We start from the raw sequence: 19484 nt of genomic DNA, 5'->3' as shown, positions 1-19484 counted from the left end.
GTCTTGTTGTTTGATTAAATCCCATAAGATAAGGGTGATTTCATGAGCACTACGCCTCCTGTGGTCGAGTTAAAACAAATCACAAAACGTTTCCCTGGCATTGTTGCCAACGATTCTATAAGTCTAACCCTCCGCAAAGGTGAAATTCATGCGTTGCTCGGCGAAAATGGTGCTGGTAAGTCAACCTTGATGAATATTTTGTTTGGTTTATATCAGCCTGATGAAGGTTCCATTGAAATGGATGGTAAGCCTGTTACCATCGATAATCCAAATACAGCGATTAAATATGGCATCGGTATGGTGCATCAGCACTTTAAGCTTGTTCAGCCTTTTACGGTGACTGAAAATATTATTTTAGGGATGGAGCCTAAAAAAGGCACTAATATTGACTATAAATCTGCATCTGCCAAAGTAGCAAAGCTATCAGAACAATATGGTCTGCAAGTTAATCCAAACTCAAAGATTCAAGACATTTCAGTTGGAATGCAGCAGCGTGTTGAAATTTTGAAAACATTGTATCGTGGAGCAGATATTCTTATATTTGATGAGCCTACAGCAGTATTAACTCCGCAGGAAATTGTGGAACTCATGGCTATTATGCGCCGCCTAGTTGCAGAAGGTAAATCCATCATTCTCATTACGCATAAGCTAAAAGAAATTATGGAGATTTCTGATCGAGTAACGATTATTCGTCGGGGTAAAGTCATTGATACGGTGGATACACATCAGACAAATCCAAATGATTTGGCTGAAAAAATGGTGGGACGACGCGTCTCCTTCAAAATTGATAAAGCGGAACCTCAAATTGGTGAGCCTGTTCTAACTATGAATCAGGTTAAGCTAACGAGCAAAGATAATGTTCCTTTACTTAATGGGGTTGATCTTACTGTACGAGCTGGTGAGATTGTTGGGATTGCCGGTGTGGATGGAAATGGACAAACCGAGCTGATTGAAGCCCTAACTGGTTTACGTAAAGTTAACTCAGGAACAATTACGTTATCTGGTACAAATATTACAAATCTAAGCGCAAGAAAAATTATTGAAAATGGGATTTCTCATATTCCTGAAGATCGTCATAAGCATGGTCTTGTTTTAGACTTTTCAATTAGAGAAAATATGATACTAGAGACGTATTACAAGCGACCTTTCAGTAAAGGTGTACTTCTTGAGCAAGATGTAATTACTAAACATGCTGAAAAGCTTGTTAAAGCGTTTGATGTTCGTACACCTGACATTGAAACCAAAGCACGCTCCTTATCAGGTGGTAATCAACAGAAAGCAATCATAGCAAGAGAAATTGATAAAAATCCTGATCTCCTTATTGCAGCCCAGCCTACGAGAGGTCTTGATGTTGGGGCAATTGAATTTGTCCATCAACAGCTCATTAAACAACGTGATGAGGGTAAAGCTGTTCTCCTCATTTCCTTTGAGCTTGATGAGATCATCAACGTAGCGGATCGAATTGCTGTTATTTATGGTGGGAAAATTATCGGCGAAGTATATCCTAAGGATACAAATGATCAAGAACTAGGACTTATGATGGCTGGATTGAAGGAAAAAGGAGGACAACAGGTTGAATAAGTTACGTAAAATTTTTACACTGGACAGCCTTATCGTACCTTTAGTAGCCATCGTGCTCGGTCTATTGGTAGGAGCCATCGTTATGTTGTTTGGGGGATATAATCCAATAGAAGCTTACGATGCATTGATTCAACGTGTTGTGGGGAAACCTTACGACTTAGGTGAAACTATTCGTCAAATCACCCCACTAATCTTTACAGGACTTGCTGTTGCCTTCGCCTTCCGTTCAGGTATGTTTAATATCGGAGCAGATGGTCAAGTACTCATGGGGATGACTACAGCATCAGTTGTAGCATTATCACTTGAGGGTGTACCTTCGATTGTAACTGTTCCTCTAGCTGCTGTTGCTGGTGGATTAGCAGGTGGACTCTGGGCAGGCATTGCGGGCTTCCTAAAAGCAAAAAGAGGAATTAATGAAGTTATTACCACGATTATGCTCAATTGGATTGCTCTTTATTTCTCTAATTACATTATTCGAAACTTTTTCTTGCTTAAAGGGCAAAATCGCTCCGAAAATATCGAGGCTTCGGCTTCCTTTAGTTTCCTTTCACAGCTATTTGGAGGGGCCCGCCTTCACTGGGGAACGATTGTCGCTCTAGTTGCTGCGTTATTTTTCTACATTTATTTATGGAAAACCAAGCACGGCTATGAAATGAGAGCTGTTGGCTTTAATAAACACGCTGCAGAATATGCAGGGATGAGTGTAGGAAAAAACGTAGTTAAAGCCATGTTTATTAGTGGTGTATTTGCAGGACTTGCTGGCACATTTGAAGTACTTGGCGTATTCCATTATCAGTCCATTTTTGCCGCTTCTCCAGGTTACGGATTTGATGGTATCTCCGTTGCATTGCTTGGTATGAATCACCCATTAGGTGTCGTTCTTGCATCCATATTATACGGATCTCTGACCTACGGTTCGGCAGGAATGAGTTTTGCGGTTGGAGTTCCTCCTGAACTGATTAAAATTATTATTGGTTCTATTATTTTCTTCATTGCGGCGCAAGGTATTGTTCGATTTATATTGAAGCCATTTTACCTAAAGCGCAAGAAAGAGAAGGTGCAGTGATATGGATGTAATTACGCTATTAGGCCAATTGCTAGGTTCGACACTTGTGTTTTCTACCGCTTTAATCTTCACATCACTTGGTGGTATTTTCTCCGAACGTGCTGGTGTTGTTAACATCGGGCTTGAGGGGATGATGATTTTTGGTGCATTTGCCGCAGGTGTTGGAACGTATTACGCTCAAGATGCAGGACTTGGTGCTGCCGCACCTTGGATTGGTATTTTGTGTGCTGTTATTTTTGGTGTTATCGGTTCTTTAATTCATGCCTTAGCTTCAGTAACATTTAAAGCAGATCAGACGATCAGTGGTGTAGTTATCAACTTCCTTGCTGCCGGTCTGACCGTATATATGGTGAAGCTGTTGTTTAATGGCTCTGCAGAAACACCATTAATTAGTCCGTTTCATAAATATGCGATTCCAGTTTTACGTGATATCCCAATCTTGGGTGAAGGCTTCTTTAATGCCTATCCAACCTCTTATTTAGCGTTAATTATGGTTGGTATAGCCTTTTATGTTTTGTATAAAACACCATTTGGTTTGCGTTTGCGTTCCGTTGGTGAGTATCCTGGAGCCGCAGATACACTTGGAATCAATGTATCTCGGATGCGTTATATCGGTGTTATGATTTCCGGTGCGTTAGCTGGGCTTGGCGGTGCAACACTTACCCTTACAACCACGAGTATATTTTCGCATAATACGGTTTCAGGACAAGGTTTTATTGCCATCGCTGCGATGATTTTTGGTAAATGGAATCCAGTTGGTGCGTTTGGAGCAGCGATGTTCTTTGGCTTCTCTCAAGCCATTCGAAATTATGTACAGATGTTCGAATGGTCAAGCCACATTCCACAGGAATTTATCTTCATGATTCCTTACGTATTAACGATTATCGTACTTGTTAGTGCAGTTGGACGCTCTCATGCTCCTGCGGCACTGGGGACACCTTACGATCCGTCGAAGCGTTAGTATCACACTAATAGCTTCTACAAATAAAAAGCAAAAAGCTGTATTCCTCGTCTACTGTATTATTTCAGTCTAGAGGGATGCAGCTTTTTTTAGATTATATCTATCTATATTTACATATTCTATCCTTTACTAGGAAACTTCCCTTGTACAATGAATACTGCAACTTTAAAAAAGGAATCTATCTGATCTCCACCCTCCACGCCATTTTCAATATGTTTATATGCTTTGGAAATTGGATAGACCGCACTATTTCCCTTGGTTAATCCAAATCCATGTTCAGTACTTTCCCAGTTAAAATCACTAGCATAGTTTCTCCGAAGTACTTCTCCTACGTAAATACCAAAAATGCCTGCATAGGTGTTGATGCGCTGGTGCATCTCACCTTCACTACCTTCTTCGGTATAAATATCATGATAGCGATCTAATATCTCACTTACTTGTTTGACCGTGTCTGGTGTAAAGTCTAAGTCAACATGATACGACTCTTTACCAATTTGTACAGCTGCATTGCAATAATCAAGAACAGTTTCTTCTATATTCATACGTCCCCACCTTTTTCATTAAGCAATGTTTATATTACAATACTATAAAGGTTACAAGGGGAAAAGTGAGTTACCCCCAATTTCCTAATTACTAGTCATTACCCATGTAAGGAGGAGAAGCATCATCTTCAAAACAATTTCTTATTTAGAGTCAGGAAATAAAGTGCAACGCGACGCTTTTCACGTCATACAACAATTAAATATTTTTCATGATTTCGCTAGCTATACTCCTCTCTTATGTGGGACCATTCCGCTCGCTATTGATGTTGAGGGATCGGACTTAGATATCATCATGGAAGTACACAACTTTGAACGCTATAACGATGAAGTACAATCACGATATGGAGAGTTAAAGAGATTTACTTTAAACAAATTAACTGTGCAGGAAATACCCACTGTGATTTGTAACTTTACATTTGGGGATATGGATTTTGAAATATTCGCTCAGCCCATCCCAGTTGTGAAGCAAAATGCATATCGCCATATGATTATCGAGCACCACTTATTAATGACTCACCCTCATATTAGAGATGAGATTATTCATTTGAAGAAGCAAGGCTTAAAAACTGAACCTGCCTTTGCCAAGGTGTTAGGATTAGCAGGTGATCCTTATGAGGAGCTTTTGAAGATAGGTAGGAGATTGGATTTAAATTAAGTTATGAAGCCAGAGGCATTATTTTATATTCAGGAAACAGTGAGCAATGTGTTCATAATAGAACAGTTTAAAAAGATTCCACGGAGAGTTTGATTTTTATATTATGATTTTAAAGACAAAACAAAGGGGTAATTAGCTAGGTCTAGCTACTCATTCTCCTATTATTTCCATGCCAGTATGGTATAATTATCCTTAGCACTATAGAACGGCTTGCAAGGGCGGTCGGCTAACTTCCCCCAGATGGGAGGTGATGCCTGTGGAAATTAAAGATGCTTTGATGCTTATGATGGCATTCGGTTCATTGCTTATTGCATTGATCGGTCTTGTCGTTACGATTCTCTTAGCTCTTAACCACAACCAAAAGAAATAGACCGCCCCTAGCGAAGGTATCGGTCTATTTCTGAACCTTATTTAAAGCCTACCGCCCTTAAAAGCGGCTATCGTGCTAAGGAGTCGTGTTGACGCACGGCTCCTTACTTCTATCTTTATTATATTTCTTTTAGTTTATACGTGCAACTAAGTATTAATTTTTCAATAATACTTATGAGTGGCACACGGTTTCACCATGATGATTTAGGTAAATCTATCATCTCTCACTGCACTCATATAAAACCATATGGTATAATCTAACATGTACAACTGAACTTGGGTGGGAAGTATTACCTCCGGAATGGAGGTGATGCTTATGACATTTTCGTTTTCAGACGTGATGATGATCGAGATGTTTGTTCTGGCATTGCTCACTTACCTGAATAAACGAAAATAACTCGCCCAGGTTAGCGCCAACGGTGCGAGTTATTTTCAAGACCTTATACTTGGAGGTATCCCACCCAAGTGTTGTACAGAGGACGGCTGGCAAACCGTCCTTATTTCTATTCTTATCTTAACATATTGTACTTAATACCTACAAGGAACAGAAATATTTTTACCCTCATTGGCTTCATCCTAGTTAGTTACTATATTGGGACATATAAAAGGCAAAATACAAACACAGAACAATTAGGGACAGACAATCACCATGGCTAATAAGCCAATAACAAATAAGAGATTGAGGTGTGCGTTAATGGATATGGCTTCTGAATTAATCCAAAGTATGCTCATTAAGTTTATATCTGAGAAGAAATGGACGCTTCAAGTAATTGAACAGTTATCAGAAGAAGATATTACGTGGATTCCCACTGAGGGCAGTAATAGTATTGCGAATCTTATCGCTCATATTAGTGGTGCTGTTCATTCACGGATTGAAACTATTTTACTCAATATTCCAGATACTAGAGATCGAGATGCCGAATTTAAGCCAGGCCTTGAAATGTCAAAGGAACAAGCAATTACACTCACCACAAATGCATTCGATATCATCCTTCGATATCTTGAACACCTTGGTTCCAACCCTGAGTTGTTATTATCTCAACCTTTTCTTCATTTACCACCACTGACTTACAGCCAAGTCAATAATGAAACCACAGCGCTCAACCTCATGATTGCCATGGTAAGAGAAGTTCACTATCATACAGGGCAAATTATTTACGTGGCTAAAATGAGAAAGGGACAGTTAGAATGGAACTATGATTAGACATGAAATTTCATTTATTTTCCCCTAAAGTTGAACTTACTCAATTGTAAAAGTAATAAATTAAAGAGGTGCTAGGCTGATGAGGATTATCGATACTTATACTGAAATAATATCATTATTTTCACAAAGAGAATTTAGTATCTCACTGTGGAGATCATACGCAAATTCTATTTCTATTTATTTAGGCCAACAGGTGGAAAACGATGCACAACTATATAATATAGAAAAACAGGTTATTCCCGTTATTAATAACGCCCTAGATAATAGGGAAAAATTAGAAGAAACACATCAATCATTTATTTATGCCACCAAGCAACTAAGAAATAAATTTATAGAAATTTTCAAATACGACTTAGATGTTGATATTATTTTATATCTTGGATTATGTAACGGTGCAGGTTGGGCTACTGATATTAATGGAAAAAAAACGGTTCTACTTGGAATTGAGAAAATTATAGAGTTGGATTGGTGTGATTTGCAAAGTATATCTTCACTAATTTATCACGAGTTAGGACATATATGGCACGATTCAATTGGAAAATTGCATCTTAAAACTGATATACATAGTGAAAAGTCGATCTGGCAACTGTATCGAGAAGGGATTGCTATGTATTTTGAGCAAATGCTCTGTAATGATTTTTCATTTTATCATCAGGATAGAAATGGGTGGTTAAATTGGTGTATTAAAAATAAAGGAAATCTGTTTATTGAATATATGCGCAGGGTTGAAAATGAAGAGAGTACACAGGAGTTTTTTGGAGATTGGTCTAATTACCAAGGTTATTCTGATGTAGGATATTATCTTGGTTGTGAATTCATTAAAAGCCTCTTGACGAATTATTCGCTCATTGAAATTGCGAATTTAAATCTTGAGGCTATAACTAAAGAATTGAAAAATTATAAGTTCACATCTTCTACCTAAACCGTACCCTATTATAATCTCATATACAAAATAGGAAATGGATTCCCTTGCTCATCTAGAGGCTCACGTCTGTAAACCTTGAACCCCATATGCTCATAAAACCCTTTTGCAAGGGGATTTTGCTCATTAACTGCTACTTCTGTCACTTGGTAGTTAGCAATGAGATTTTGCACGATTTGCTTTCCAATCCCTTTGCCACGCAAATCAGGATCAATAAAAAGCATTTCTAACTTACTACCATCTGCTCCCGCAAATCCAACAGGTTTCCCTTGTTCCTCTACAATCAGCAATGTATTGATATTTTCTAATGCCATTGGAACAAATTTTTCAATCTCATTTATATCATTTGAAGTTAGAAATGTATGACTCGCTACCACTGATTTCCGCCATATACGTACTAACTGATCTATTAGCTCTTGACTTCTCAGCTTCATTTCCTTGATTTCCAAGCGTCTCTCTCCCTAAATACATTTATTCTATTTTACTTTATCAACATTTAATCATTTTAGTATTTAATCATTTAACCCTTTGCCATCCAAAATAGACTTCGTATATTTTTCAATTCTAGCTAAACGAGTTTTGACCTGCTTTGGTTCAGTGAAATAACGATTGTAGGCTTTTTGCCGCCCTGGTGTTAGAGCTTCAAATGCAGTCTTCAGGTCTGAATTTTCCTCTAATACTTGCTGGAATTCAACTGGAATTGGAATATCTTGTACTTCCTTTAGTACTACCTTCAAACCTGCCTTTTCATTTTCGATCGCTTCTTGAACATAACTCTTTATTGTAGGTTCCAATGAGATAACCTGCTCTACATTCGTGAAACGAATCTGGCGAGCTGCCTGTACATTTTCTGTCTGCTGAATCAGCACGCCCTTATCATCTTTTAACAATGCACCTTTTACAAATAAGATACCACAATACTCTTTAAATCCATGAATAAGGACAACATTTTTACCATTAACTGTATAGCAAGGAACGCCCCATTTTAACTCTTCGGTTAGCTCTAAAGTCAACATCATCCTTCTAAGCTGTTCAAATTCTTCTTGCCACTTCGACTCTCTACTCAGAAATGCGTCTACTTTAGGGTTAGTTATATGATTAGTCATCTGGCTCACTCCACTTCATGTCAATATCATAGGTTTGTTAACTAACATTACCCTAAATTTAAAGTTTAATCTGCTTCTATTAAAAAATTATATATCGAACCAATACACAGGTTGTTGCGATATCAGCTTGAATCCTGCTTTTTCTGCAAGCTTCTTAGACTTAACGTTGGATTCTACACAATCCCACTGAGCAGATAATCCTCTAGCTACACATTGATTTACAAATTCCTTAGTTAATGTAAAGGCTAAACCTTTATTTTGATGTGCTTTATCAGTTTCAATATCAATGGGAAGTGTATCATTAAATCTTGCTGTTCCTACAATGACTGCAACAATATGATTTTCATAAGCTATACAGAATGCTAAACTCCGATTCATAAAGTCGCTAAAGCTATACCATGACTCTTCTATTTTATTCTTTAACAAATGTCCATTCTTGAATTCATTCCCGTTCCTATCTTTGCTCAGGTTCTCCCAAAGCTCGTCATCTACTTGATATAGGGAATAGCCTCGAGGCAAGTCAATCACAGTTGAAAAAACAGCAGTCTCATTGTTCCGATGACTATATTCTTGTTCCTGCGCAATCTCTTTATCATGAAACATATTTAATATTTGTTTAGCTACATGCTCTTTTTCTGCTGAAAATTCAAAGCCATCGATCCCTCTGGATTGTAGCAAGGGAAATAATTCTTCCTTTAAAAAATGTCCAAGCTGTTCCTGCTGCTCATCTGTGTGAATTTCTCCTAAAAAAGCAAAGCCCCCAACTGGAGCAGACTCTACGAGTGCAATATTTGGATGTTCCAAATCATCCACCCATACGCTTCCTTTACATTCCCCACTTATAATTCCTGAAAAGCTAGGACTAAGCTGATTAGTAATTTTATCTATATGGCTTAGTTTCTGAATATCATCTACTTTAATCATTTTTTCCTCCTATAAGGTTAAGGCATGATTGGAGTAAAAAGATCCCTCCTGAGCCTACAGTAAGAAATTTTTTCTTAACTGTCTACTTAAAAGAAAAAAAGGGGGGGATATTCAAAAGTTATATTTTATTTACTTTTTTTGGTCAAGGTATCTGCCAAAATCTCGACCTGCTTCATCACAGAAATCAGATCATTAAACAGGAATTGATCAAAATCAATGCGGTACACCTGATTGTTTTTGGATAGGTCCTAATTGCATCTGTGGCTAAGATAAGTTAGAGGCTTAAGTTATATCCCAACCTCTTCCGATTCATCCTCATTTTCCTCATCCGCGATATACTCCAGAATATCCCCCGGCTGACACTTCAGCACCTTACATATCGCATTCAGTGTCGAGAAACGTATCGCTTTAATTTTCCCTGTCTTCATCATCGACAAATTTACATTTGAAATGCCTACCGCATCTGCAAGCTCGTTTAGGCGCATTTTACGATCTGCTAGCATACGATCAAGCCGAATGACGATCATAAGGTATGATCCGCCTCATCCTGCAGGTAGATTCCATAATGAAACACATAAGCCATAACAAGTAATATTGCGCCAGCAAATAATTCAATAAAATTGATACTTACACTAGTTGAGATTACATTAGAGCTTAATGAATTAATTAGCGAAGGGATGATATACGCATTTAATAAAGGCGTGAGAACTGCAAAACTAAGTAATACGATTCCCCCACGTGAAAGTAATGAAGCATTTGACGATGTAAACACTTCTTTTTGAGCTATTTTTCTAAAAAAGCTAGCCATAACAAAAAATACATAAGCACCTGGAAGCACCACCAACAAATTCATAATCACAACACCTACATAAGTAACGATTCCAACAGTTCCACCGCTAGAAATTGTATTTAAATGGATATCCAAATAAGAAAGATTCGTAAACATGAAACGTGAAGACGTATTATGATCCTTTTCCACTAATAACGTGTTTTGAAAATACCCATCTGGTGTTGCTACACTTACATTAATACGACCAAGCATTATTAAAATGGTAAGGATTAGAGCTAAAGAAACCATAAAGATACATATACTCTGTAAAATATTCGCTAATTTCATTGCCCGTTTCTCTGTGACAAGCTTGTGCATCCTATCGACCTCTTTTCCTGAATAATTTAGTACAGTATAGCATACTAAATTATGAAAAAGATAAAAAAATTAATGTTAATCGTTAATTTTTTTCAAAAACAGATTATATATTATGATCTGAAACTTTATTTTTTACTTTCTTGAACTCCTCATTGCCCGCGTGTGTATCACACCTGAATCATTTTCGCGGCAATTTGATTTTTTAATAGATTCACTTCAAGTAGCAAGTCGTTCTATATTAATTTCATCACCATTCTTTTCATTTGCTAAGCAAGCCAGCAAGCGCCTCTTGGATAATCTCACTATCTTCTCCCCGATAAACATAATTGTGGTAATGAGACTGCTGGGCGTTTATCCAGCCTTTCTGAAGTGCTTGCTCATAATAATGGACTGCTCTTGAAGTATTTCCGATTAAATAAAATAAACATGCTGTATTCCAGTAAAGAGCAGAATCTCCATTCCAATCCCAACCCTGATCTAATGCCTTGGCATAACTCCATGCAGCTCGGAGGTAGTCCTTTTCAACGCCATATTTGGTATCCCCACACATATACATATTGCCAATAACTAATAGATGATTACGAGGCTCGTTCCAACCAAAAAATACGGGGAAATCAGCGGTGATTTTGAATCCAACAGACTGTGCAGTTCGTATTGATCCAATATTATCCCCCCAACATTGCCAGCCTACCCTCATCATCCCTCGCATCTTTGCAAGGGACAGTGTACCCATCGCTAGCTTATGCCCCCAACCTTGTCTTTGAAACTGTTCACTTGTTTCAATGCCGATTTCACATTCAGCACCAACAACCCAATCCGTTAAACACCAGCCTATCACAGTAAAGCCTTGTTCTATTTCCTGAATTGCAACACAGCCAAATCCACCGCTATTAAAGGCCTCGATTGAACACCAATTACTTTCGATTTCTTCAACGATCTCACTCATACCATGTATATCTTCACGGGTTAACATTTGGCTATCTACGACAAAAACCCCTTCGGGGAGAGCCGTAGCTATTTTTTCTAATGTATGCGTTAGTGTCATGCGCCCACTACGTATTGGTAACAAATCCTTGAGTGCTTGCTCTAAAATCTCCTTCCACGGTTCATCAGATGGATAATACAACACGTAGTCCAAACTGCCCTGATTGCTAAGCTCTGGCAACAACTGAAATCTTAGCAACCTACCAACTTCTTCTATAAATAGACCGTTGTAAGGATTTCCCCCGATATAAAACTCCGATTTATTACATAACAGTGCTGTCTGTCTATCGTTAGCTACAAATACTTGACCTGTAATAGAGCCACAAAGAACACCTCGAATACATAAATGTTGCTCTAAACCACCAAATATACCAGCTATATCCGCAAAATTTTCACGGGCAAGCTCTAGACCGTAGCTTTCATCAATTAGATATGTCAATTTGAATTACCTCCTTGGTAAATTCATCATAATGGAATGAGTTCACTAATTTAACAATATTTGAAGTATATCTTTTAAGCAAGATACTGTTTGAGTATAGTTATTTTCTTTGGAATCACTTACTTTCTTGTTTATAATGGAACATATACAGCACGATTGGTATAGAAAGAGGGGAACACATGAACAAGTGGCTTAAAGCATTACTTTATCTAGTAGGCGCAGCAATTTTAACTAGATTTATACCCTTTTCCAACTGGTTTCGGATGCTAGATACGATGATTCATGAATTTGGTCACGCGGTAGCGACGTTACTTACCTCAGGAAAAGTCAATCGCATTGAATTATATCCTAATCATAGTGGTGTCACTTATTCTTCATTATTGGCGGTGGGCTGGAGTCGGTTTATTGTATCTATTGCAGGTTATACTAGTGCCTCCTTATTTGCGATCGCTTTATTTTTTAGTTATTCAAAATGGAAACATACAGCAGGTTTAATTACCATTACAACGATCGCTTTATTATCAGCGCTTTTGTTTGTACGGAATAGTTATGGACTAATTTGGTTATTCATTTTTATTTTAATTAATGTATTATTCCTGGTCATAGATGATCGGCTACGCAGCTTTTATTATTTACTGTTAGCCTTCCTATGTTTAGAGGAGTCCGTAACTGCACCTTTGACTCTGCTCATCCTTGCCATTACTTCTCCAAATCAAGCGGGCGATGCGACCAATCTAGCAAACTTAACAGGAATTCCTGCTGTATTCTGGGCATTATTTTTTGTAGCCTTTTCCATACTGTGCGCTAGATTTGCACTTGGATTATATTGGAACAGAAGAGAAGCAAAATTGGGGGCGTGAGGTTTCTAACTTCGCATCCCCTTTCTTTATACTATTAAAGAGAATCAATTTAAATTTAGTTCCTAATTATGTAAAAAACAATCCTTAAGCTTTAGTTTGGTAGTAGTACCTTATCTTTTTTTTATTTAAGATGAACATACATAGCATATTACTCTAATACTTTTTTGTAAGCGCATTCTTTTTGGTCTATTTAGAATTACTGGTGATTGAATCCATTGCTAAGCCATGAAAGGAGAGTGTTACAATGCTAAGAACGGTTACTGTTGAAAATGGAAAAGTCCGAGGGTTGCCCGCAGCGGATCCTCGTATTACGAGCTTTAAAGGAATCCCCTTTGCCGCCCCACCTGTAGGAGAAAATCGTTGGCGTGCTCCACAGCCAGCTTCAGATTGGGATGGTGAGCTTCAAGCCTGGGATTTCGCCCCCTCCTCAATGCAATCCAAGACGGTTATCGATGACAATAACATTTATACAAGAGAATGGGATGTTGACCCTGATTTCCCTATGAGTGAAGATTGCTTGTACTTAAATGTATGGACACCTGCAAAACGACCGGATGAAAATTTACCTGTCTTTGTTTGGTATTTTGGTGGTGGTCTTCAATGGGGACGCACGTCAGAAATGGAGTTTGATGGCGAACGAATTGCACGCCGAGGAATTATTGTAGTGACGGTCAATTATCGTATTAATGCCTTTGGTTTTTTATGTCATCCTGAAATTACGGCTGAAGCACCCGATGCACCTGCTAATTTTGGACATTTAGATCAGCAAGCTGGAACACAGTGGGTGAAACGAAACATCGCTGCCTTTGGTGGTAATCCTAACAATATAACGATTGGTGGACAATCCGCAGGTGGAGGTAGTGTTGTTAGTCATATGACTTCACCTCAAAATAAAGGCTTATTTCAACGCGCAGTTGTTATGAGTGGAATTGCAACAGAATTATATCCGAATGTTCCAGTTCCTTCTGTGAAAGGTACGTTGGAGGAGGCTGAGAGAGAGGGCGTACATTTTTTTAACTACCTTGGAGTAACCTCACTTGCAGAAGCAAGGAAGTTAGACGCAGTATATATTCGAGATAAAATGGTGGTATACGGAAAAATGTGGCTAAGCGTCATCGATCATCAATTTTGTGTAGGTGACCCATTCGAACGAATGATTAAGTTTCAAAGAGAAATGGTACCTGTCATGCTTGGACATACGTCCTCTGAATTCCCAACTCGTCCTATAGCCGGAACATTAGAGGAACTAGAACAAATGGCAAGTCAGTTATTTGGCGAGGATGCACCTACATTTCTACAATTATGTCAAAGGGAGACCAACGATTTAGAGCATACATTGAAGAAAGCAAGTGTACTTATGATTGAACATGCCATTCGTCTTGTTGTCCATGCCAATAGTGGGCATCCTTCTGGTGGAACACCACTTTATTATTACAACTTTGACGCTGATATTCCAGGTTGGGATAATCCAGGTACGTTCCACTCTGTTGATCTGTGGTTTTTCTTTGAAACTTTGGCGAAATGCTGGCGTCCATTTGTAGGTAAGCATTATGATTTGGCACGTCATATGTGTAACTATTTATGTAATTTCATCGCAACCGGCAATCCAAATGGCGCCGACTCCACAGGTGAAATCATGCCACATTGGGCACCATGCACAGCAGATGAGCCGTATGGTATGTTATTTTCAGATAAAGCTCAATTTGTGAAGGAAAAACCAAGTCCATTAATGGAATTTTTGGTTGAGCAATATTTTAAAACAGATCATTTTGAGTCTTAAAATAATTTATAAAAAGCGTATTCTTTATCCTGCAACGGGAATTTAGATTGGAGCTTAGAGAGAAACTTAGATGGAAACCTCCCACTCGTATGGATATTGAATACGCTTTGCCTTATTTATAAAACATATTCCATCTGGCGATCGTAGGGCTCATGGGTAACTGACCATTCGTCCAGCTCCTCGGCATCTACACAACCTAGCTTGTTATAAAAAGCTTGTGGCTCTTCGGCAGAATGCGTAGACATATATAATTTGTGCGCGCCCATTTCCTTTGCCTTTTGTGCACAGGCTAGAAATAATGCTTTACCAAGCCCTTTGCCCCTAAACTCATAGGAAATATGCATTTGCATCAACTTTCGATATTGGCCTTGACTCCCCATAGGAGAGGCTAACAAACTCGCAAAACCAATCAATTGATTTTCCTCATTATACACCCCATACACTGATCCCCCACCTCGAATACAAGGAGCAAAATCATCTCTCACGATTTCTTGTTTCAATTGTTCATCCCATTGCTCTAAGAAGGAGATATCTTGTAATACCCATTCTCCATCTACCTTACGTACACACCGCTTTACTTCCTGATAGCGATTAAAATGCTTTAAAAGATCAGGTTGTAAATCAGCTAAGCATAATTCGCGAATTATTTCTTTCAAATCGTTTCACCTATTCCTATTTGTTTACTTCTCTTAAGCACGATGATAAACTAGCTTACACTTATCAAAATCAGCGTCTTCTTCTACACTGGTATATATCTCTACAGCTTGGGTTAAATCATTATCCAAAATTTTTTGTTGCTTAAAACATTCCAGCACATCCAAGTAAGCTATATTTGCATCGTCACACCCTAACCAAATTGTCATACTATTGTTTTCATCTTCTAAATAATCGTAACCTCGCTCAACAATTTGACCATTTGTATATGTCTCTATCGCCTCAGGAATTTCATATCGTAAATCTAAATCGGGATTAGCTAATAACGCAGGATCTAACTTTACAACAATAGTCTGCAATACGCTAACACCTTCCTTTAATTATTTTTTAAAGCGAAAATAATCAATATCTACATATCCGCCACTTTTTAACGTAGCATAATTAAAAATGCCGATCCGACAGCCCATAAAATGCTCCATCGTCCATCTCAGCTTACAGCTACCGCCGAATGTCTTCCATTCATTTGGCTTCGTAGCATAATAAAATTGCACAACATCCTGCGTATCATCATTCGCGTCAATAAACTGGAAGCTAGCTTTGAGTTCAACTTCGGATGCCTCAATTTGCTGCTTAGCTAATTGTTGCTCCTGCTCCTGCTCATCTCGCTGCATCACAACTATATATCTAACTCCATCCTTAACTTGAACCCCAATGGAGCTATATCCACCTAACAAAGCAACCAAGCCAGCATGATCTCCTTCCTGCATATGAGTCAAATCAATTTTTATCTCCGCCTCACACTTGGGGCCTTCTGTACGTTGTGTTAACGTATTTTGAGCCTGCAACACACTATTAACCACATGACTCGTTTCTAATCGTAAAAAGCTATGTCTTTTTGTGACAGACCAATATTGATAATTCGGATTATGATTCCATTGCCAGCCTAATTGCAGCTTGTTTTCCTCATATTCAAATTCATCACTATGCGTTAATGGAACAACATCAGTTTGAAGCTTGATCTCCGTATTTGCATCTGTATTTGCATCCACCTTTAACTCGATCTCTACCTCTACCTGCGTAGGTGCTTTTCCATTATGACCCAATATAGGCCATCCCTCTTCCCATGTCACAGGCATTAAGCTAGGAATTCTGCCTACTGCACCATGATCCTGCATCATTATGCTATACCACTTTCCTTCAGGCGTATCTACAATGCCACCTTGTGCTACACCAATGGAACCTTGGGAAGCCCCAACACTCGTAAAACCCATATCATCATCCAAGATGATTTTAAACTCATAGGGTCCTAGCAAATGGGAAGAACGGTAACATAATTGCCGTTTACGTTCATTATGAGGCCAATCACAAAAGAGCAAATAATACATTCCATTTATTTTGTAAGCATGACTACCTTCGCATGGTACGTAATAGTTTTCCTTAGGGGTAGATAGTAGTAACTGATTTAATCCCCCCTCCTTAATCGCAGTTGCATCTGCGGTTAATTCGGTAATCTTAATATCTCCTGAGCCATAAATTACAAATACACGACCATCATCAAAAAGCAACGCGGGATCATGCATAAACTTATTAATAACGTGACGTTGCCAATCTCCTTTTTCGATATCATTAGTCTGATAAATGTAAAACTGACCTGTGTCATTACAGTTAAAGCAGACATAAAATTTACCCTGATTATATTTTAAGCTGGTTGCCCAAGCCCCTTTTCCGTATATCCCTTTGCCGTCTATAAGATTATGCCCATCATTATTTTCAAAGGTGTCATACACATAACTCGCAATTTCCCAGTTTACTAAGTCTTTTGATTTAAGAATTGGACAACCTGGCATCGTATGCATACTTGTTGATATAAAATAATAGTTATCATCCACACGTATAATATCAGGATCTGGATAGTCCGCCCAAATAATCGGATTATTGGCAGTCAAAATTGGCATAAAAGTTCCTCCTAAATATATTTTCACACTAATGACAACGGTTACAAATTAAAATAGATTCTCTACTATCAAATAGAATAACTAGATTACTATTTTATTAGCGAGAACTTAACGTCACCGCAATCGTAGGCTCATCCCCTGCATAAGCGATGATGCTTTCCATCGAGTCCCATTTCGTACATAAAAAGAAGTGGGCATAATTCCCTTGTTCTACTATTTTTAAATAAGCCCCTCAATTGCCTGGAATTGCAGTTGTATCTTTGATCCCTGTTTCAAACTCATATTTCTCAAATGCTTCCTTCATTTCAATTGGAACGATACCATGCCACGTTCTTGAAAGCATCTATTCTCCTCCTTTTATTGATTTAAGAAAAGCCTCCATTTTAACCGTTTCCTTTGCAGATGTAAAATTCAACATTTCATCGTCATAAGTATCTACTGTGTACGTAATAGAGTCCTCATCCTTAACCTCAATCTCACGCATATTTTGATTGGATTCTAGCTGAACAATCTGCTCTATTTTATCGTTGCTCACATTTAATAAATATAAAGTTCTGCTTGAAGGCACTGTGCCGTACGTATTCCCTGTTAAAATCAATACAAGCTCATCATTAAACCATGATACACTTTTAACGGACTTTTGCTCCCCAGCCTGTTGATGAGTGTAAATCCGTTTTTTTTCATTTTTTTCAATGTTATAAAGCCATGCATCTCCTGCCAATTCAAACTCATAGGGAGAGACGAATACCATACTTGTCCCCGCCTCATTTATATTAGGCTTAGAGGGATAATCATCGATAGTACTAATTTCCTGCCACTTATCCTCTCTTTTAATTTTAATAAAAGGGGGCTCATTTTCCGGATATTGCACAGTTTCATTCCAGATTAGCTTAGTGGAAGGTTTAACTGGATCAGCATCCTTTTCTTTTTCATTCTGACAAGCTGCTAGCGTAAAAAGAACTATGATACTTAATGAAAGAACAGATAATGAAACTGCAAATCGCCTCATAACACCACTCCTTATCTTTTTTTAAACTTTCCGTCTTCTTCTTACTTCTGTTACTAGAAATAACACACCTGCAAGCAACGAAGCAAACGCTGCAAATAAATACATACTTGCTCCACCATAAGAATCCGAGATCGTTCCTCCGATCAACCCACCTGCCATGCCTGCCAGTCCTAGATACACCATACTTAGCAAGGAGAAGCCTGTAGCTCCTAGCTCTGGGGGAAGAACACGAGCAACGTAATGCATCGCAACAAGCCAAAACACAGCAAAGGTCACTGCAGCACCTGCTTGTAGCCCTAGTAGCACCCAAGGCTCATCCGTTACATAATACATAAACCATCGCAAGGTATACACTAAACCAACAAGACCAATCAAGGTGAATTCATGTACTTTATGCAAATGCTTGCCTAACAGAGCAAACACTGGCACCTCCACGATCGCCGCTAACGCCCAAGCCCAACCTACCATCGAATCTGAGGCGCCTAGATCCTTCATATACAGACCTAACATGACATCATTCATACGATGTGGCACTGCCATTAAAAATACAAGAAGCAAAAACCAAAGAAAACTTTTATCCATAAACAGCTTACGTAATGCACCGAAGGTAATACCTGCCCCCTCTGCGGGTTCATCCTTAAGGAAAAACAATAACAGTAAAGGCACTAACCATACTGCCCACAACAAGTAGGGAAGCTTATTAATACCTCCAAACAAGACCAGTAAAGTACCACCTGTTAAAGAAATAAGCGTATATCCAATCGATCCAAATAAGCGAAGAGAGCCATAAGAGGAACCACGCTTTGTTGCGGATTGTACTGAAATACTGTCCATGAGTGGCATGGAGGGCTGGAAGAAAAAATATAAACCTAACACAAAGCACAATGTCCCCACATAACCAGAAGACACATAAAAAAGTCCCACACTACATAAAATTGCAATCAGCCACAAAATAAAAATGATTACTTTAACGGTACGCAGACGGTCACTGATATAACCCCAAATAGGCTGGACAAGGCTAGCCACAAAAGGACCAATCATCATCAAGAAACCAACCTGTGAGGAGGTGTAGCCTTGACCTGCAAAATACAATGGTAAAAATGGTGCTAATACAGCGAGAATCGCATATTGCCAAAAATTAAGTCCACGCAATACTAGCATTTGCTTATCTTTGGTCACTTTCCCTGTTGTTGCATCAAGTTTCAACTGTAATCTCTCCAATTCTAAAAACTCTAAAAACGATCGCAAACCAAATCCCATCGTAATCATAGATCAAATATGTCATCCCTTCAAGACTAACCTTTGGATAATTTATACTTTACTCTG

At 38.4% G+C, this 19484-nt stretch carries 21 protein-coding genes; 9 read left to right on the top strand and 12 right to left on the bottom strand.

Annotation, left to right across the window (positions count from 1 at the left end; translation table 11 throughout):
* Positions 1-42: 42 nt before the first annotated feature.
* Genes ABE099_RS17330 through ABE099_RS17320 form a run of 3 tightly spaced genes read left to right on the top strand, consistent with a single transcriptional unit; the run spans position 43 to position 3608 of the window.
* Complete coding sequence (locus ABE099_RS17330) at positions 43-1581, top strand: ABC transporter ATP-binding protein (RefSeq protein ID WP_430032335.1); 1539 nt, start codon at positions 43-45, stop codon at positions 1579-1581.
* On the top strand, positions 1574-2647 hold the full coding sequence (locus ABE099_RS17325; RefSeq protein WP_430032334.1) for an ABC transporter permease: 1074 nt from the start codon (positions 1574-1576) through the stop codon (positions 2645-2647). The genes ABE099_RS17330 and ABE099_RS17325 overlap by 8 nt, the downstream gene beginning before the upstream one ends.
* A 1-nt stretch (position 2648) precedes the next feature.
* A complete protein-coding gene (locus ABE099_RS17320) occupies positions 2649-3608 on the top strand; it encodes an ABC transporter permease (RefSeq protein WP_430032333.1) in 960 nt (319 codons plus the stop codon).
* Positions 3609-3727: 119 nt separating this feature from the next.
* Here the strand turns inward: ABE099_RS17320 and ABE099_RS17315 are convergent, their stop codons facing one another.
* A complete protein-coding gene (locus ABE099_RS17315) occupies positions 3728-4150 on the bottom strand; it encodes a hypothetical protein (RefSeq protein WP_430032332.1) in 423 nt (140 codons plus the stop codon).
* 124 nt (positions 4151-4274) lie between these two features.
* On the opposite strand from ABE099_RS17315, the gene ABE099_RS17310 reads away from it, so the two are divergent.
* The 4 genes from ABE099_RS17310 to ABE099_RS17295 all read left to right on the top strand — a co-directional run bounded on the left by ABE099_RS17310 (position 4275) and on the right by ABE099_RS17295 (position 7300).
* Complete coding sequence (locus ABE099_RS17310; RefSeq protein ID WP_430032363.1) at positions 4275-4805, top strand: DUF4269 domain-containing protein; 531 nt, start codon at positions 4275-4277, stop codon at positions 4803-4805.
* Positions 4806-5061: 256 nt separating this feature from the next.
* Positions 5062-5175 carry a putative holin-like toxin gene (locus tag ABE099_RS17305; protein ID WP_430032331.1) on the top strand — a complete coding sequence of 38 codons (114 nt, stop codon included), beginning with the start codon at positions 5062-5064 and terminating at the stop codon, positions 5173-5175.
* Positions 5176-5874: 699 nt separating this feature from the next.
* Complete coding sequence (locus ABE099_RS17300) at positions 5875-6378, top strand: DUF1572 family protein (RefSeq protein WP_430032330.1); 504 nt, start codon at positions 5875-5877, stop codon at positions 6376-6378.
* Positions 6379-6457: 79 nt separating this feature from the next.
* The gene (locus tag ABE099_RS17295) at positions 6458-7300 is read left to right on the top strand and encodes a hypothetical protein (protein ID WP_430032329.1); all 843 of its coding nucleotides are present in this window, start codon (positions 6458-6460) and stop codon (positions 7298-7300) included.
* A gap of 11 nt (positions 7301-7311) precedes the next feature.
* Here ABE099_RS17295 and ABE099_RS17290 read toward each other — a convergent pair whose 3' ends face one another.
* From ABE099_RS17290 to ABE099_RS17265, 6 genes are all read right to left on the bottom strand, one after another.
* On the bottom strand, positions 7312-7749 hold the full coding sequence (locus ABE099_RS17290) for a GNAT family N-acetyltransferase (RefSeq protein ID WP_430032328.1): 438 nt from the start codon (positions 7747-7749) through the stop codon (positions 7312-7314).
* Positions 7750-7812: 63 nt separating this feature from the next.
* Positions 7813-8406: a YdeI/OmpD-associated family protein gene (locus ABE099_RS17285; protein ID WP_430032327.1), complete on the bottom strand. Its 594-nt coding sequence runs from the start codon at positions 8404-8406 to the stop codon at positions 7813-7815.
* Positions 8407-8493: 87 nt separating this feature from the next.
* Entirely contained in the window at positions 8494-9330 is an 837-nt protein-coding gene (locus ABE099_RS17280; protein WP_430032326.1) for a GNAT family N-acetyltransferase, read from the bottom strand.
* A 287-nt stretch (positions 9331-9617) separates the two neighbouring features.
* The gene (locus ABE099_RS17275) at positions 9618-9857 is read right to left on the bottom strand and encodes a helix-turn-helix domain-containing protein (RefSeq protein ID WP_430032325.1); all 240 of its coding nucleotides are present in this window, start codon (positions 9855-9857) and stop codon (positions 9618-9620) included.
* A complete protein-coding gene (locus tag ABE099_RS17270) occupies positions 9854-10477 on the bottom strand; it encodes a DUF2975 domain-containing protein (RefSeq protein ID WP_430032324.1) in 624 nt (207 codons plus the stop codon). The genes ABE099_RS17275 and ABE099_RS17270 overlap by 4 nt, the downstream gene beginning before the upstream one ends.
* Positions 10478-10736: 259 nt before the next feature.
* Positions 10737-11900, bottom strand: coding sequence for a GNAT family N-acetyltransferase (locus ABE099_RS17265; protein WP_430032323.1), 1164 nt, complete (start codon positions 11898-11900; stop codon positions 10737-10739).
* Between the two features lie 179 nt (positions 11901-12079).
* On the opposite strand from ABE099_RS17265, the gene ABE099_RS17260 reads away from it, so the two are divergent.
* Positions 12080-12760: a M50 family metallopeptidase gene (locus tag ABE099_RS17260; protein ID WP_430032322.1), complete on the top strand. Its 681-nt coding sequence runs from the start codon at positions 12080-12082 to the stop codon at positions 12758-12760.
* A 244-nt stretch (positions 12761-13004) separates the two neighbouring features.
* A complete protein-coding gene (locus tag ABE099_RS17255) occupies positions 13005-14540 on the top strand; it encodes a carboxylesterase/lipase family protein (protein WP_430032321.1) in 1536 nt (511 codons plus the stop codon).
* A gap of 116 nt (positions 14541-14656) precedes the next feature.
* Here ABE099_RS17255 and ABE099_RS17250 read toward each other — a convergent pair whose 3' ends face one another.
* The 5 genes from ABE099_RS17250 to ABE099_RS17230 all read right to left on the bottom strand — a co-directional run bounded on the left by ABE099_RS17250 (position 14657) and on the right by ABE099_RS17230 (position 19418).
* On the bottom strand, positions 14657-15196 hold the full coding sequence (locus tag ABE099_RS17250; RefSeq protein WP_430032320.1) for a GNAT family N-acetyltransferase: 540 nt from the start codon (positions 15194-15196) through the stop codon (positions 14657-14659).
* Between the two features lie 33 nt (positions 15197-15229).
* Entirely contained in the window at positions 15230-15553 is a 324-nt protein-coding gene (locus ABE099_RS17245) for a hypothetical protein (RefSeq protein ID WP_430032319.1), read from the bottom strand.
* Positions 15554-15574: 21 nt separating this feature from the next.
* Positions 15575-17149, bottom strand: a complete 1575-nt coding sequence (locus tag ABE099_RS17240) for a glycoside hydrolase family 43 protein (RefSeq protein WP_430032318.1) — start codon at positions 17147-17149, stop codon at positions 15575-15577.
* 343 nt (positions 17150-17492) lie between these two features.
* Complete coding sequence (locus ABE099_RS17235; RefSeq protein WP_430032317.1) at positions 17493-18158, bottom strand: DUF4652 domain-containing protein; 666 nt, start codon at positions 18156-18158, stop codon at positions 17493-17495.
* 21 nt (positions 18159-18179) lie between these two features.
* Complete coding sequence (locus ABE099_RS17230) at positions 18180-19418, bottom strand: MFS transporter (protein ID WP_430032316.1); 1239 nt, start codon at positions 19416-19418, stop codon at positions 18180-18182.
* Between the last annotated feature and the right edge of the window lie 66 nt (positions 19419-19484).

Origin of the sequence: Paenibacillus turicensis, assembly GCF_050461185.1 — a bacterium.
Classification (GTDB): Bacteria; Bacillota; Bacilli; order Paenibacillales; family Paenibacillaceae; genus Fontibacillus; species Fontibacillus turicensis_A.
This window is presented reverse-complemented; position numbering and strand designations above follow the sequence as displayed.